This is a genomic window from Pseudomonas sp. SHLD1 (assembly GCF_028640935.1).
Taxonomy (GTDB): Bacteria; Pseudomonadota; Gammaproteobacteria; order Pseudomonadales; family Pseudomonadaceae; genus Chryseomonas; species Chryseomonas aestiva.
The window spans coordinates 131,251-146,745 of the sequence record NZ_JAQZAD010000019.1; the positions used below are offsets into that span (position 1 = coordinate 131,251).

General features: G+C 66.7%; 15 protein-coding genes. 5 read left to right on the plus strand and 10 right to left on the minus strand.

Annotated features, from left to right (window positions below; genetic code table 11):
- Positions 1 to 51: 51 nt before the first annotated feature.
- On the plus strand, positions 52 to 2,205 hold the full coding sequence (locus PVZ77_RS14690; RefSeq protein WP_273809151.1) for a putative bifunctional diguanylate cyclase/phosphodiesterase: 2,154 nt from the start codon (positions 52 to 54) through the stop codon (positions 2,203 to 2,205).
- 103 nt (positions 2,206 to 2,308) lie between these two features.
- On the opposite strand, the gene PVZ77_RS14695 is transcribed toward PVZ77_RS14690, so the two are convergent.
- The gene (locus PVZ77_RS14695; RefSeq protein WP_273809153.1) at positions 2,309 to 3,616 is read right to left on the minus strand and encodes an OmpP1/FadL family transporter; all 1,308 of its coding nucleotides are present in this window, start codon (positions 3,614 to 3,616) and stop codon (positions 2,309 to 2,311) included.
- Positions 3,617 to 3,900: 284 nt separating this feature from the next.
- On the opposite strand from PVZ77_RS14695, the gene rnd reads away from it, so the two are divergent.
- The 3 genes from rnd to PVZ77_RS14710 are packed head-to-tail and all read left to right on the plus strand — an operon-like array spanning position 3,901 to position 6,292.
- Positions 3,901 to 5,055 (plus strand): ribonuclease D, encoded by a 1,155-nt coding sequence (gene rnd / locus PVZ77_RS14700; RefSeq protein WP_273809155.1) that lies wholly within the window; start codon positions 3,901 to 3,903, stop codon positions 5,053 to 5,055.
- Entirely contained in the window at positions 5,052 to 5,354 is a 303-nt protein-coding gene (locus PVZ77_RS14705) for a YcgL domain-containing protein (RefSeq protein WP_273809156.1), read from the plus strand. Before rnd ends, PVZ77_RS14705 begins: the two co-directional genes overlap by 4 nt.
- Positions 5,351 to 6,292, plus strand: a complete 942-nt coding sequence (locus PVZ77_RS14710) for a D-2-hydroxyacid dehydrogenase (protein ID WP_273809157.1) — start codon at positions 5,351 to 5,353, stop codon at positions 6,290 to 6,292. The genes PVZ77_RS14705 and PVZ77_RS14710 overlap by 4 nt, the downstream gene beginning before the upstream one ends.
- On the opposite strand, the gene PVZ77_RS14715 is transcribed toward PVZ77_RS14710, so the two are convergent.
- Entirely contained in the window at positions 6,277 to 6,873 is a 597-nt protein-coding gene (locus PVZ77_RS14715) for a nitroreductase family protein (RefSeq protein WP_273809159.1), read from the minus strand. The genes PVZ77_RS14710 and PVZ77_RS14715 overlap by 16 nt on opposite strands.
- Before the next feature lie 137 nt (positions 6,874 to 7,010).
- On the opposite strand from PVZ77_RS14715, the gene PVZ77_RS14720 reads away from it, so the two are divergent.
- On the plus strand, positions 7,011 to 7,460 hold the full coding sequence (locus tag PVZ77_RS14720; protein WP_058762427.1) for a YcgN family cysteine cluster protein: 450 nt from the start codon (positions 7,011 to 7,013) through the stop codon (positions 7,458 to 7,460).
- A gap of 8 nt (positions 7,461 to 7,468) precedes the next feature.
- Here PVZ77_RS14720 and PVZ77_RS14725 read toward each other — a convergent pair whose 3' ends face one another.
- The 8 genes from PVZ77_RS14725 to PVZ77_RS14760 form a co-directional block, all read right to left on the minus strand.
- A complete protein-coding gene (locus PVZ77_RS14725) occupies positions 7,469 to 8,452 on the minus strand; it encodes an oligopeptide/dipeptide ABC transporter ATP-binding protein (RefSeq protein WP_273809167.1) in 984 nt (327 codons plus the stop codon).
- The gene (locus PVZ77_RS14730; protein ID WP_273809169.1) at positions 8,449 to 9,432 is read right to left on the minus strand and encodes an ABC transporter ATP-binding protein; all 984 of its coding nucleotides are present in this window, start codon (positions 9,430 to 9,432) and stop codon (positions 8,449 to 8,451) included. Before PVZ77_RS14730 ends, PVZ77_RS14725 begins: the two co-directional genes overlap by 4 nt.
- A 1-nt stretch (position 9,433) precedes the next feature.
- Entirely contained in the window at positions 9,434 to 10,309 is an 876-nt protein-coding gene (gene ddpC / locus PVZ77_RS14735) for a D,D-dipeptide ABC transporter permease (protein ID WP_273809170.1), read from the minus strand.
- Between the two features lies 1 nt (position 10,310).
- Entirely contained in the window at positions 10,311 to 11,327 is a 1,017-nt protein-coding gene (locus PVZ77_RS14740; protein ID WP_273809173.1) for an ABC transporter permease, read from the minus strand.
- A 48-nt stretch (positions 11,328 to 11,375) separates the two neighbouring features.
- The gene (locus PVZ77_RS14745) at positions 11,376 to 12,941 is read right to left on the minus strand and encodes an ABC transporter substrate-binding protein (RefSeq protein ID WP_273809175.1); all 1,566 of its coding nucleotides are present in this window, start codon (positions 12,939 to 12,941) and stop codon (positions 11,376 to 11,378) included.
- 106 nt (positions 12,942 to 13,047) lie between these two features.
- A complete protein-coding gene (gene ddpX / locus PVZ77_RS14750; RefSeq protein WP_273809176.1) occupies positions 13,048 to 13,623 on the minus strand; it encodes a D-alanyl-D-alanine dipeptidase in 576 nt (191 codons plus the stop codon).
- A gap of 41 nt (positions 13,624 to 13,664) precedes the next feature.
- Positions 13,665 to 14,516 carry a MurR/RpiR family transcriptional regulator gene (locus PVZ77_RS14755; RefSeq protein WP_273809177.1) on the minus strand — a complete coding sequence of 284 codons (852 nt, stop codon included), beginning with the start codon at positions 14,514 to 14,516 and terminating at the stop codon, positions 13,665 to 13,667.
- 214 nt (positions 14,517 to 14,730) lie between these two features.
- Positions 14,731 to 15,486 carry an SRPBCC family protein gene (locus PVZ77_RS14760; protein ID WP_273809179.1) on the minus strand — a complete coding sequence of 252 codons (756 nt, stop codon included), beginning with the start codon at positions 15,484 to 15,486 and terminating at the stop codon, positions 14,731 to 14,733.
- Positions 15,487 to 15,495 lie beyond the last annotated feature (9 nt).

The window sequence follows — 15,495 nt, forward strand, 5'->3', positions numbered from 1 at the left end:
CGGCACGAGCGGGTCCAGGGGGAGTCGTCGTCAGTTGGACAAGGAGCCCCAATGCTCGATGCGCCTCACAGCGCCGCCTCGCCCCGGGAAGTCGCCCCCGCGTCGCGGCTCCGCCTCAAGCCACGCAGCCTGTTCGCCAAGTTCTTTCTGGCGTTCATCCTGGTGGATGCCCTGGGCACCCTGCTGTTCACGCTGCACAGCTACCACCAGGCGCGCGAAGCCAGCAGCCAGAGCATCGACTATCGCTTGATGAGCGCGGCCCTGGCGCTGCCGGAAATTCTCGGCGAGGACTATCTCGCCCAATTGCAGGATCCGGCCCAGGCCGATCCCGATCGCTACCAGCGAACCCTGATCACCCTGGATCGCTATGCCCGCAAGGCCGGACTGGCCTCGCTCTATGCCTTCGTCAAGGAAGGCGCGAGCTTTCGCTTCATCATGGATTCGGCCAACGAGGAGGAAATCCGCGTTGGCTACTTTGGCGACTATCGCCAGCTCTACGATCAGGCACCCCCGGAACTCGCAGCGGTGTTTGCCGATCATCAACCGCGTTTCGCGGAATACCAGGATAACTTTGGCAGTTTCCGTTCCCTGTTCCTGGCCATTCCAGGACAGGACGGGCAAGCAGTCGTCATAGGGGCGGACATGTTCATGGAAGGAATAGCAGCGGCGGAGCAGTCGGCTCTGCTGGATTCGCTGCTCATAGGGGCGATCATCTTCGCGATGGGCGCTCTGGTCAGCCGGATCTTGGCGGGCGCACTCAATCGCTATCTGGTCCGCCTGGGTCAGGCCACCGAACGTATCGCCGATGGCGACTATCAGCTGGGCCTCAAGGAAGGCCGCGATCCGGTCGGTCGGCTGGGCCGTGCCATGAATCAGATGGGCGCCGCCCTGGCCGCGCGCGAGCGGCGCATCAGCCAACTGGCGTTTCGCGACATGCTTACCCGCCTGCCCAACCAGGTGCGGCTGGTCCTGGAGATTCGCCAGCGCATCGAGCATGCCGCGGCCGGGCGTTTCGCCGTGCTGCTACTGGACGTGGCCAACTTCCGCAACATCAACGAACTGCTCGGCCAGGAAGGTGGCGACAAGATCCTGCGCCACCTGGCGCGTCGGCTGAGGGTCGCGGCGCCGGAAGAGAATGGCGTGGCGCGGATCGGCGCCGACACCTTCGTCCTGCTGCTGCCCTGGTTCGACGACGCCTCGGCGGAGGCGGCGCTGCTGTCGCTGCGCAACCTGGTGGAAAAACCCTTCGTCAGCGGCAACCAGCGGGTGTCGCTGCGCATCACCTTCGGTATCGCCTGCTACCCCGAACATGGCGCCAGCGCCGAGGCCCTGCTGGCCAACGCCGAGACCGCGCTGCAGGATGCGCGCCGGCGCCAGCTGCCCTTCGCCTTCCACGATCCGGACCAGGAACGCCAGCGGCAGCAGGGCATCGCCATGCTCGACGCCCTGGACCTGGCCGTGGACCACGATCAGCTGCGCCTCTATCTGCAACCCAAGATCGCGCTACCCGACGGCCGCGTGGAAGGCGCCGAGGTCCTGATCCGCTGGCAGCATCCGGAACTGGGCCTGCTCAAGCCGGACGCCTTCGTCGGCATCGCGGAGCAGAGTCGCAAGATCTGCGACATCACCCTCTGGGTGCTGGAGCGCTGCATGCGCCTACAGCGCGAGCGGCAGCTGGGCGCCCTCAAGCTCAACGTCAATCTGTCGCTGCTGGACCTGGAGCACCCGGCCTTCATCGCCCGCATCGGCCGGCTGCTGGACGAGACCGGTGCCGTCGCCGCCGGCTTCTGCCTGGAGATCACCGAATCCCGCGCCATGAGCAATCCGGTGCAGGTGCTCGACTGCCTGCGCCAGCTCAAGGCCATGGGCTTCGAATTGTCGCTGGACGATTTCGGCGCCGGGCATTCCTCGCTGGCCTGCCTGAGCAGCTTTCCCATCGACGAGCTGAAGATCGATCGGCAATTCATCGAGCACTGCCAGCTGCCCGGCGATCAGGAGGTGATCAGGCTGCTGGTCCAGCTCGGCCAGTTGCGCGGGCTGCGGGTGGTGGCCGAAGGCGTGGAGACCCGCCAGGCCCTGCAGGTCCTCACCGATCTCGGCTGCGACCAGATCCAGGGCCAGCTGGTGGCCGGCGCCCTGTCGCTGGACGATTTCCAGCGCTGGTACGCGGAGCAGGAGCAGGGTTACTGGGGGCTCAGGGCGTAGACCAGGATCGCGGCTATTCGCCGCCGCGGATAGCTGATGCGCGATCCCGGTCCCGGAAAGCACGAAGCCGCCTGGCGGCGGCTTCGGTAGCGGACCCTGACGCCTAGAAGCGGTAGGTCAGCTGGGCGCCCAGACCGTGGGCGCTGTTGTCGTACTTGGCGTTATAGCCACCACGCAGGGCATCGGGGGCGCGGTTGACTTTGACGTTGTCTTCCCACAGGTACGCGTAGGCGACATCGATGGTCATCTCCTTGGTCGGAGACCAGCCGGCGCCCAAGGAGAAGGTCTTGCGATCGCCGACCGGGACGCGCACGTTGCGATCGGCGTTGTCCACTGGCGAGGGGTCAAGCGCCATGCCTGCGCGCAGCACCCACTGGGGATTCAACTGATAGGAGGCACCCACCGCGTAAGACCAGGTGTCCTTCCAGTTGAATTCTTCGGTGATTTCGCCAAGGCGGTTGCCTAGCACCGGCAGGGTGGGGGTGCCTTCGTTCTCGACGGTGATGGCGTCCAAGCGACTCCAGCGAGTCCAAGTAGCCCCAGCGTAGAGCGTCCAGTCGTTATTCAGGCGATAGGTAAAGGAGGCGTCGCTACTTTCCGGGAGAGTAATGTTGAGGTTGGCGTCATATTTGCCATTAAGCCGTCCCAGGATGGCGTTGAAGGTAGGGTTTGCACTTGCCGCGTCGGTGACCTCGGTGTGGCCCTTGAGCTTGTAGCTGACCTTGGAGTGATAGGTCAGGCCGAAGGTCAGGTCATCGGTGAGGTCGGCGAGTACGCCGACGTTAAAGCCATAGGCAGTATCGTCGCCCTTGATTTTCACCTGGGCATCGCCGCCACCGAACGCGCCAGCGTTCAGGTTGCTGTTGAGCTTGCCTTCAAGACGGTTGATGGTGGGGCCGAAGCCGATGGAGACCTTGTCGGTGATCTTGTAGCTGACGGTGGGCTGGATGGTGATGACTTCCACCTTGCTCGCCTGGCCCTGGTAGCGGCCTTGGAAAGCATGCTCATAGTTGCTGATCAGCGCATACGGAACGTACATGCCCAGACCGAAGTGCAGGCGGTCATCCACCGGCGTCACGAAGTAGCCGAAGGGCACCACCGAGTTGGGCACCATGTCGCCGTCGTTGCTACCCGGCACCTGTTGACCGTTGGCATAACGGGCGTTCACGTCCTTGATGTCGACCTTGGCGTGGATGTAGGCGCCGCCCAGGGACACCTCGCGACCCAGGCGCGACATGCCAGCCGGGTTGCCATAGATGGTGGAGGCGTCCTGCGCGGAGGAAGAGCGTCCGGCGAAGGAGGTACCCATCCCGCTGACACTCTGTTCGTTGATAGCCAGACCGTTCGCCAGGGCATAGCCGGAAGCGCTCGAAACGGCCAATGCAAGTAGGGTCAGTTTTATTGTTTTCATGCTCTTGCAGCTCCATTGAAAGGCGAGAAGCGCTTACCTCCGCGGATTCCCAAGTCCGAGTGAGTACCTGCGCACACTCAGCTTTTAGCAGGCCCTGCTTGCGAATACAAAAAAAACTATTCGGTCACGTTTGGTTCGGGTCGGTCATCAGGCGTTCATCCGACGAACCCGCCTGGAAAGCCGCTGAATGCCACGCTTCCCCGTGTGTGACAGGGGCGTCAAGCGGCACCGAAGAACCGGCCCGGGTGGCTTATACTGTCGGCTCATCTGTTCGGAGTGCGCCCTTGACTTCTGCCCCTCACTGGATCCGCGACGACGCGGCGCTGGCCGCCCTCTGCGCGCGCTGCCAGACCCTGCCCTTCATCGCCCTCGACACCGAATTCATGCGGGTCGACACCTTCTATCCCAAGGCCGGCCTGATCCAGATCGGCGACGGCCAACAGGCCTACCTGGTCGATCCCCTGTGCATCGGCGACTGGACAGCCTTCGCCGCGCTGCTGGAGGACCCGGCGGTGGTCAAGGTGCTGCACGCCTGCAGCGAAGACCTGGAAGTGTTGCTGCGCCTGACCGGCAGCCTGCCGCAACCGCTGTACGACACCCAGCTGGCGGCGGCCTATCTGGGACTGGCCCATTCCATGGGTTATTCGCGGCTGGTCGCCGAAGTGCTCAAGATCGACATCCCCAAGGACGAGACCCGCTCCGACTGGCTGCAACGCCCCCTGACGCCGCTGCAGGAGCGCTACGCGGCGGCCGACGTGACCTATCTGGTCGACGTCTATCTCTATCTCGACGCGCGCCTGGATGAACAGCGGCGTGCCTGGCTGCTGGAGGATGGCGCCGAGCTGGTGGCCAATCTGCGCCGTATCAGCGATCCCTGGGAAGCCTATCGCGACGTCAAGCTGGCCTGGCGCCTGTCGCGCCAGCAGCTGGCGGTGCTGCGGGTGCTCTGCCACTGGCGCGAGGTCAAGGCCCGCGAGCGTGACCAGCCGCGCAACCATGTCCTGCGCGAACGCTCGCTGTGGCCGCTGGCGCGTTTCCAGCCCACCGACAAGCAGGCCCTGGCGCGCATCGACGACATGCACCCGCGCACCGTGCGCCAGGACGGCGATACCCTGCTGGCGCTGATTGCCGAAGGCGCGGCCACCCCGGCTGAGCAATGGCCGGCGCTGCAGGCCGAACCCTTGCCCCACGAGGCGTCGCCGCTACTCAAGGCCTTGCGCGCCATCGGCGAACGGGATGCCGAGGCCCTGGGCATGGCGCCGGAACTGATGCTGCGCAAGAAGGTGCTCGAAGCCCTGCTGCTCACCGGCTGGCCCGATGGCGACTACCAGTTACCGGCGAATCTGCGCGGTTGGCGTCGCGAGCGCTTCGGCCAGGCCCTTCTCGATCACCTGCAGGCGCAACGCACCCCGCCGGCGCCCCTGGAAGACACCCCATGAAATTGCTCTGCTCCATCTACCGAAGCCCGCGCAAGCCGGAAATGTACCTCTATGTCGACAAGCTCAAAGGCCTGAAACCTGTCCCCGAGGGGCTGCTCACGGCATTCGGCCCCCCGGCGCTGGCCTTCGAGTTCGTGCTGACCCCGGAGCGCAAGCTGGCGCGGGAAGATGTCGCCAAGGTCCTCGAGAACATCGCCAAGCAGGGCTATCACCTGCAGATGCCGCCGCCGGAGCTGGAGCGCGATGACTACCTCGAGCACCTGCCCGAGGAGCTGCTGCGGCTCAACGATCCGCTATGACCGCCGTCCTGCTGCTGGAAGACGCGCCGGCCGGCTACGTCGATGCCTGGCGCCAGTGGGCGCCGGGGCTGGACCTGCAGGTACCGGCGGACCCGGCCGAGGCCGTGCGTCTGGCGCGGCAGCCGTGCTACTGGCTCGGCCAGCCCGATCGCGCCGCGGCCCTGTTGCGCGCGGGCGGCAGGCCGCTCTGGCTGCAATCGACCTGGGCCGGCTACGCACCGCTGCTGGCCGCGGATCTGCCCTGCGACTATCGCTTCAGCAGGGCGGTGGGCCTGTTCGGCCAGAGCATCGGCGAATACGTCCTGACCTATCTGCTGCAGTTTGAGCGCCAGGTGGCTGCGCGGCAGCTCAGTCAGCGGGAAGGACGCTGGGATACCCGGGCGCCAGGCACCCTGGCCGGGCGGCGCCTGTTGCTGGTCGGGGCGGGGGACATCGGCCAGGACATCGCCCGCCTGTTCGCGCCGTTCGGCATGAGCCTCACCGGCGTCGCCCGCAGCGCACGGACCCTGCCTGGCTTCGCCCGGGTGGTGCCGCTCGCGGAACTGCGCCAGGCGGCGCGGGATGCGGACTTCGTGGTCAATCTGTTGCCGGACAGCGGCAGCACCCGGGATCTCTACGATGCGGACTTCTTCGCCGCCTTGCCGGCAGGTGCCTTGTTCATCAATGCCGGACGCGGCACCAGCGTGGTCGACGCCGAGCTGATCGCCGCGTTGGAGAGCGGGCAGCTGGCCGGGGCGGTGCTGGACGTGTTCCGTCAGGAGCCGCTGCCGGCCGGGCATCCCTTCTGGCAGACACCCAACCTGCACCTCACCGCCCATGTCGCCGGGCCCACGCCGCCGGCGGCGGCGGTCCGGCTGTTTCTCGACAACCTCCAGCGCCTGCAACAGGGGCAGTCCCTGCGCGGCGCCGTCGACCTGGCCGCTCAGTCGAAGGTATAGGGCCCGGCCACCGCCAGCTCCTCGACGGTCAGGCGCGGACTGGGCAACTCGCGCCCCTGCAGGGACTCCGGCAGGCTGGCCTTGTCGCCCAGCCTGCCGATGGCCACCGCCAACTCGACCTTGAACGCTGCCGGCACCTTCAGCTCACGCTGGATGCCTTCGCGATCGATGCCCGCCATGCCGTGGGCGTGCCAGCCGGCATTGGTCGCCTGCAGCGCCAGGTAGGCCCAGGCCGCACCGGCATCGAAGCTGTGGCTGGGGAAGGGGACTTCCTCGCCACTGCTGGCGCGCAGCAGGGTGGTCTTCGACAGGATGATCACCAGCGCCGAGGCGTGCTGCGCCCAGCCGCGGTTGAATTCACTGATCAGCGACAGGAACAGCGCCCAATGGGCGTCGTCGCGTCGTGCATAGAGGAAGCGCCAGGGCTGGGCGTTGAACGCCGACGGCGCCCAGCGCGCGGCCTCGATGAAACCGAGCAGGGTTTCTTCCTCGATGGCGACCGGGTCGAAGGCGCGGGGCGACCAGCGCTGGACGAACTGGGGATCGACGGGATACTGGGGCGTACGGCTGCTGCTGGTCATGGCTTCACCACGGGAGGAAAGGGGAGTCCGGCACGGTAATCCGGTCGGGCGGAGTCGACAAGGGCGCGAACGGTGCTTGGCGCTCGCGGCGTGCGGCACTAGACTGCGCGCCCCCTTTCCTTGCCACGATCTCTGCCATGGCCGCCATCACTCAGCCGTTCTGGAAGCGCAAGACCCTCGATCAGCTCGATGCCCAGGAATGGGAGTCGCTGTGCGACGGCTGTGGCCTGTGCTGCCTGCAGAAACTCGAAGACGAGGACGACGGCGCCGTCTACTACACGCGCATCGCCTGCAAGCTGCTGGATCTCAAGACCTGCCAGTGCAGCCGCTACGCCGAGCGTACCCGCTTCGTCCCCGACTGCATCCAGCTCACCCCGGCCCAGGCCGACCAGTTCGCCTGGCTGCCGCCCACCTGCGGCTATCGCCTGGTGGCCGAAGGCAAGGATCTGCCCGAGTGGCACCCGCTGATCTGCGACGACCGCGAGGCGGTGCACAAGGCCGGCATCTCCCAGTCCGGCCGCATGCTCAGCGAGACCCAGGTCGCCGAAGACGACTGGGAAGACTACCTGATCTTCCGCGCGGGCTGATCCCGGCTTCAGACCACCGCGGGGCTGGCTCGCCGCAGTGTGGTCAGGCCCGTTGCGCGATGGCAGCGTACCTCCGCCAACTCACCTGGCAGTAGCGCCTGGGGTCGCTCGCAACCGGCGCCCGCCTGCGGACAGCGATCCCGAAAGAAACAGCCACTCGGCAGCACCCGGTTGCCCGGCAACTCGGTGCGCTGCGCCGCGGCATTGCCCGTGAGCGGCTGATCCAGCCGCGGCACCGCCTCCAGCAGGAGTCGGGTATAGGGATGGCTGGGATGCTCCAGCACCTCCGCCGCCGCCCCCAGCTCGACGATCTGCCCCAGGTACATTACCGCCACCCGGTCGGCCAGGTGGCGCACCACCGAGACGTTGTGGGAAATCAGCACGAAGGTCAGGCCGCGTTCGCGTTGCAGGTGGGCCAGCAGGTTGAGGATCTGGGCCTGCACCGAGATGTCCAGGGCCGAGGTGGGCTCGTCGAGAATGATGACGTCCGGATCCGACGACAGCGCCCGGGCGATGGCGATCCGCTGGCGCTGGCCGCCGGAGAACTGGTGCGGGTAGCGATCCAGGTATTCGGGACGGATACCGACCTGCACCGCCAGGCGCTCGGCCAGGGCGCGCAATTCGACAGAGGAGCTGCGACCCCGCACCACCAGCGGCTCGGTGATCAGCTTCCATACCGGCAGGCGCGGATCCAGCGAGGACTGCGGGTCCTGGAAGACGATCTGGATGTTGCGCTCGCCACGGGCCGTGCCCTGAAGGGAGCCGCTCACCGGCTCCACCAGCCCCATCAGGACCTGGGCCAGGGTGCTCTTGCCGCAGCCGGATTCGCCGAGCACGCCCAGGGTCTCGCCGGAAAAGAGCCGCAGGTCGATGCCGTTGAGGGCATGGGCCTGGCCCTTCGTGCGCCCGAGCCAGTCGCGGCCCACCGGATAGCGAACCTCGACGCCGCTGAGCTCGATCAGCGGTACGGCAGGCGGAGAAAGGGTGTTCATGCCGGAGCGTCCTCCGCCTGCAGCCAGCAGGCGTTCAGGTGATCGGGGGTGTCCGTCGGCAGCAGCGCGGGGCGCGTCTCGCAGCGCTCATGGCGCCGACTGCAACGATCCTTGAAGCTGCAGCCGTCAGGCAGCTGGGCCAGGTTGGGCACCTGTCCGGGGATGCTGGCCAGGTCGCTGCCCGGCACCGCCTTTTCCGGCAGGCAGGCCATCAGGCCCTGGGTGTAGGGATGCCGGGGTGCCTGCATGACCGCCGCGGTAGCGCCCTGTTCGACGATGCCGCCGGCGTACATCACATAGACGCGATCGCAGAATTGTGCGACCAGGGCCATGTCATGGGTGATCAACAGGATGGCGGTGCCCCGAGCCCGTGCCTTTTCGCGCAGCAGAAGCAGCACCTGACGCTGCACCGTGACGTCCAGCGCAGTCGTCGGCTCATCGGCGATCAGTAGCTGCGGATCGCAGGAGAAGGCCAGGGCGATCATGATGCGCTGGCGCATGCCGCCGGACAGCTCGAAGGGATAGCGTTCGAGGATCTGCTCGGGATCGGCGATGTGCATGTCCTTGAGCAGCTCGATGGCCTTGGCGCGGGCCTGGGCGGCATCCAGCGCGGTATGGCGGCGAATCACGTCCAGCAACTGGCGACCGATGCGCCGCGTCGGATTGAGCGCGGTCATCGGCTCCTGGAAGATCATCGCTGCCTCGCGGCCGCGCACTTCCATCAGCTGGCGTTCGCTCAAGGCGAGCATGTCGTGGCCCACCAGATTGACGCTGCCGCCGGTGACCCGGTAGCTGCCGGGTGGCAGGAGGCCGAGGGTGAGCATGGCGGTCACCGACTTGCCCGAGCCGGACTCGCCCACCACGCCGACGATCTCGCCGGGGGCCACGCTCAGGCTGACGCCGTTGAGCGCCTTGGCGCTGCTGCGAAAGCCGAGGAATTCCAGATTCAGCTGGTCGATGTGCAGAACGGGCTGGCCCATGTCATTTGCCCTTTTGACGAGGATCGAGCAGATCGCGGATGCCATCGCCCAGCAGGTTGAAACCGATGGCGGTCACCAGGATCGCCAGGCCCGGGAAGGTCGAGTACCACCACTGGTCGAGGATGAAATTGCGGCCGCTGGCGACCATCACGCCCCATTCCGCGGTGGGCGGCTGGGCGCCGAGGCCGATGAAGCCCAGTGCCGAGGCCATGAGGATGGCGTTGCCGATGTCCAGGCTGAATTGCACCAGCAGCGGCGGCATGGCGTTGCGTGCCACGTGCCAGTGCACCAGGTGCCATCTGCCGGCGCCGAAGGTGCGCGCCGCCTGGACGTAGGCCAGCTGGCGGATGCTCAGGGTCTGGCCGCGCGCCAGGCGCACATAGAAGGGGATGCGCACCAGGGTGATGGCCAGCATGGCGTTGAACAGGCTCGGTCCGAGGGCGGCAGCCAGGGCCATGATCAGCACCAGCGAAGGCACCGAGAGAATGATGTCCATCAGGCGCATCATCAGGCGATCGAAGGCGCCGCCGACGATGCCCGACAGGCAGCCGAGCAGGCCGCCGATGGCGCAGGCGGCAAAGGCCACGAACAGGCCGACGCCCACCGACTGGCGGCTGCCGTAGATCACCCGGCTGAGCAGGTCGCGACCCACCTCGTCGGTGCCGAACCAGTGCAGGGCGCTGGGTGCCTGCAGGCGGGCGGTGAGTTTCAGCGCGTTGGGCTGATAGGGCGCCAGCCAGGGCGCGGCGACCATGCACAGCAGCACCAGCAGGGTGATCACCAGCCCCGTGAGCATCAGCGGATTGCGGCGGATGCGCCAGGCCAGCCAGGCGGTCTGCTCGCGCCAGCCAGGGCGCGAGGCGGTCAGGGTCGTCATGCTAGTTCACCTTGCCGATGCGGGGATCGACCAGCCGGTAGAGCAGGTCGATGAAGCGGTTGAGCAGGACGTAGATGAAGGACACCACGATGGCGAAGCCCATGACCGCCGGGAAATCCAGCGCCTGGATCGACTTGACGACGTAGGCGCCCATGCCCGGCCAGGCGAACACGGTCTCAGTGAGCACCGCGCCATAGAGCAGGTCGCCCAGGGCCAGGCCGATCACCGTGATCGAGGGAATAAGCGCGTTGGGCAGCGCGTGGCGCAGCACCACGGTGGTCTGCGACAGACCGTAGGCGCGGGCGGTGCGGATATAGTCCTCGCCCAGCTGTTCGAGCATGGCGCCGCGGATCTGCCGGGTGATGACGCCCAGGTTGACGAAGGCCAGGGTCACCGCCGGCAACAACAGGTGCCTGGCCGCGCTGACGAAGCCGGTGAGATCCCCCGCCAGCAGGGTGTCGATCAGATAGAAGCCGGTCACCGCGGGCGGTGGTGTTAGCCCCTGGTCCAGGCGCCCGCCGCCCGGCAGCCAGCCGAGGTGCCCGTAGAACAGCACGATCAGCCCCAGGCCCAGCCAGAAGGCCGGGGTGGAGATGCCGGCCACCGCCAGGGTACGGCTGATGTGATCGATCCAGCGGTTGTTGTAGACCGCCGAGAGCACGCCCAGCGGCACGCCGATGAGGATCGACAGCAGCAGCGCCGCCAGGGCCAGCTCCAGGGTGGCCGGGAAGAACAGCCGGAGGTCTTCCAGCACCGGGCGATGGGTGCGGATCGACTGCCCCAGATCGCCCTGTAGCAGGTCCCCCATGTAGCGGAAGTATTGCTGGTAGAGCGGCAGGTCCAGGCCCAGCTGCTGACGGATGCCGGCGACGATCTCGTCACTGGCACGCTCGCCGGCGATCAGCCGCGCCGGATCGCCCGGGATCAGGTGGGAGATGACGAAGGTGATCAGGGACACCCCGATCACCACGATGAGGATATCGGTCAGCTGCTTGCGCAGCAGGTGGAAGAAGGCCATGGCATACCTCGCGAGGCGGGTGCCGGAGCGCGCCGGCACCCGTCGCCCTTACTTGGACATCGCAGCGAAATCGAAGACCTGCTCGAGCATGGGGTTGAACACGTACCCCTTGACCGCGGCGCGCATCGGCACTGTGTAGGCCTTCTGGTAGAGGTAGGCGTAGGCGGCGTCGCCCACCACGATCTTCTGGGCCTCCTGGTACAGCGCCTTGCGCTGGGCCACGTCACTGACGCTGGCGGCGTCGCGCAGCAGCTGGTCCACCTTGGGATTGCTGTAGAAGGCGCGGTTGCCCGCCAGCCCCGCATTGGTGCTGTCGAACCAGAAGTTCATGAACATGTAGGGGTCGGCGAAGTCCGGACTCCAGTTGCCGATGGCGACGTCGAAGTCGCCCTTGCCCAGGCGTTCGCGGAAGGTGGCGTTGGCCAGCTTCTCCATCTTCAGGTTGACGCCAAGGGTGCCCAGGCCTGCCTGCAGGGTCAGGCCGATGGGCTCCCAGGCCGGATCCTTGTCCGAGTAGAGGAATTGCAGCTCCCGCACCTTGGGCGCCTTGCCCAGGGCGGCCTGGGCGGCTTCCAAATCCTGCCTGGGCATTGGCAGGCTCGGATCATGCCCCCACATGCCGTCCGGGATCGGACCGTTCATGAGCTTGGCCTTGCCCATGGCGATGCCTTCGACGATGCCCTGGTAGTCGAGGGAGTCGACCACGGCTTTGCGCGCGTTGACGTCGTTCAGGGGCGCGCGCCTGTTGTTGAGGTAGAGGTAGGTCACCCGCAGCGAGGGGTAGGCGGTGGTGACGAAGCCGGACTTCTGCGCCAGGGCCTTGACCTGGTCTTCGGGCAGGTCCTCGATGATGTCCAGGTCACCCTGTTCCAGTTGCAGGCGCCGTACCGATGGTTCGGCGATGATGCGTATCACCACCTGCTTGAGCGTGGGCGCCTTGCCGGCGTAGTGCGGGTTGGGCTCCAGGGTCAGCGACTGGCCCTTCTGCCAGGCGGCCAGGCGATAGGCGCCGGAGCCGGCTGTGTGGCCGGCCAGCCAGGCGTCCACGTCCTTGCCGTGGGTGCCGGCCACCTTGGGGTTGATCACGCTGGCGCCGTCGTGGGCCAGGGCGAAGAGGAAGGGCGCGAAGGGCTTCTGCAGGATGAATCTGATCGTCTGCGGATCCACCACGGTCACAGCCATGTCCGCCGGGAAGATGCTGGACGGGCCCTGCTTGAGCTTCATCAGGCGCTCGACGGAGAACTTGACCGCCTCGGCCGTGACCTCGCTGCCATCGTCGAACCTGTTGCCGGGCTTCAGGGTGAAGGTCCACACCAGGTTGTCCGGAGAGACGGTCCAGCCGCTGGCCAGGTCGCCCTCGACGTCGGTGCTGCCCTTGCCGTCTTCCACCTTGTAGCGCATCAGGCGCTGGTAGGCCGGATAGGTCACGGTCCAGTCGTTGTTGTCGAAGGTCACGCCCGGATCGACGGTCTGCAGATCCGCAGGCTTGCCGATGACCAGGGTGTCGGTCGCGGTGGCGGCGCTGGCCGGTTGCCAGGCGCCGAGGCCCAGCAGGGAAACCAGGGCGAGCACGCGGGACGCCGATGAAACGTGGGTGCGCGAAGACGAGAACATGCCGGTACCTCGGATTGTTTGGGTTTATGGGTGTTTCGGCAGTGGGCAAGGCGGTCGAGCGAAGGGCTCGCGGCGCCGGATTCGAATGACCCGGTCGCCGGCAGGATCAGTTCAGCAGGGCGGCGAGCTCCTCCTGGCTGAGATGGTGGTAGTCGATCAGTGCATAGCGGCGGGCGTCGGGCAGTTCGAAGTGCCACCACTCGCTGGGAATGAAGGTGAAGCCGGCGCTCTGCATGATGCCCAGCAGCAGCAGGCGGTTGCGCTGGGCGGCGGCGGGCAGCGCCGGATTGAACAGGTGCGACAGCTCGCGCATGTCGTCGAAGCCGGTACCCATGTCCAGCGGTTCACCGGCCTCGTCGAGCAGGGTCACGTCCACGGCCACGCCGCGACTGTGGTGCGACCCCTGCGCCGGATCGCTTACGTACTGGGCGTCCGGCAGTACCCGCCACAGCAGCTCTTGGGCATAGGCCGGGCGGTAGGCATCCAGTACCTGCAGGCGCAGACCGGCCTGCTGCGCCAGCGCGCTGGCGCGTTGCAGGCGGACGGCGGCATCCCGATGCAGCAGGCAGTGGGCGTCCTGGTAGAGCACCTTGCCGGCCAGGTTGTCGGCGGTCGCATAGACCAGGTGGATGGCGACGCCGTAGTGGTCGGCGTCGATCTCGACGAGTTCTGGATGGTTCACGGTACGGGGTGCTTCCTTGGGATGAAGAAGAGGGCCAGGGCTCATTCGAATTGCCCGAAGCGCTGCTGCAGGGCGCGGTTGCTGGCCAGACGCTGTTCCAGGGCATCGCCCGAGCGATCCGCCACCGCTGACACCAGCAGGTTCAGCAGGCAGGCCAGCGGCGCCAGGGAGTCCCAGAACTGGCCAACCTCCAGGCGCAGTTGCAGCAGGTCGGCGGGATAGTCCCGCGCCCAGGGGCAGTGGTAGTCGGTGATCAGCGCCATGGGCAGCCCGGCATCGCGAGCGCTCTCGCAGAGCTTGCGGGTCACGCTGGAGTAGGCGCGAAAGTCGGCCACCACCAGGTAGGGCTGGGCGAAGCCGCTGTTGAAGATATCGGCGTAGGTGCCCGACAGGCCGTCGACGTAGAAGGCCTTGGGCCGGATGTATTCCAGCAGGCTGTGAAAACTGCCGAGCACCCCGCGGGTGGTCTGGATACCGGCGATGAACACGGCGTCCGCGCCGGTCAGCTGCTGCACCACCTGTTCGAACACCGGGCCGCGGGCCTGCTGGTAGACGTCCTCGATGGCGGCGAGCTCTGCGGCCAGAGAGCGGTCCAGGGCGTCGCTGCGTCCGCTCTGCTGGCGAAAGGCACTGAAGCGGTCGGTGATGCGCCAGGCTTCCAGGCCTTCATCTCTCAGGCTCTGCTTGACGTCGTCGAGGTTGCGATAGCCCAGCGAGCGCAGCAGCCGGCCCACGGAAATGCCGGTGGTGTTGGTGCGCTGGGCGATGCTGTCGGCGGTCTCGAAGGGCAGCTTTTCCGGATTGGCCAACAGGTAGCCCGCGACGCGTTTGCCGGTGGGCGTAAGGTCGGCGAAGGCGCCTTCAAGGGCTTGGAAGAACAGCGGCTTGGTCAAGGTGTAGATCCGCAATGTTATCGAGCTGTCATTAAAAGCTCCGTTGTTCGAAATCTAACATTGGTTTTCTAGGCGTCGCAAGAGGCCGCACGCCGGTTGTCACCGAGGTGTCGCAAAGCGGGTTCAGGGGTCGTTGGGAGATAAGTCGCTAGAGGCTGAATGGCCATGAGGAAGGTAGCGGCGTCCTGACGAGACGCCGCGGTACAGCAGGACATTAGCCCAGCGGCGACTCCATGTGCGAGGTGCGCTCGACGGCGCCATAGCGATCGCCAACCGCATGGGCGCGTTCCAGCAGCACCTTCAGCTCGGCCAGGTCCTGGGCGATGCGAGTGCCAGGGTCGCGGCGCAGCAGGCGGGCGAACAGATGGCCGAGGCGCCCGGCTGGCGGCTCGTAGGCCATGACCGCGGTCACCTCGGTGCCACCGGGCACATCGGCGAAGCTGACCCAACCCAGGTTGTTCAGGCCGGCGTAACCGCACGAGCGCCAGCCGATCAGCCGGCCCGGTTCGTCGTCGGTGACTTCGGCGTCCCATTCGAAACGCCCCATGGGCGCCTTGACCACCCAGTGGGAATAGCGGTCGTTGAGCACGTCCACGCGTTCGATATGGCGCATGAAGATTGGCAGATTGGAGAAGTCGCGCCAGAAGCGATAGAGCTCATCGCGGGGGCGGGCGATGACGACCCGGCGGGTCTGGGAGGCCGCCGAATGCCAGGCCAGCGAACGGCGGACGTCGCGCTCGAAACGCACCTTGGTCAGGGTGCGCTTGATCGAGCAGTGACCGCGCAGGCCACGGTTCAGCAGCCAGGCGCCAGTGGCGCCGGTCAGCAGGCCGAGCAGACCGCCACGCGCCAGGCCGCGGCTGATCAGCAGACCACCGCCGGCCACGGAGGCCAGGCGTTCGACGCCCTTGATGGCAGCAGCGTCGCGAGGCGGAGGAGCGAGAGTGGGAGTGGGGGCATCTAGGTGCATGGCAGATTC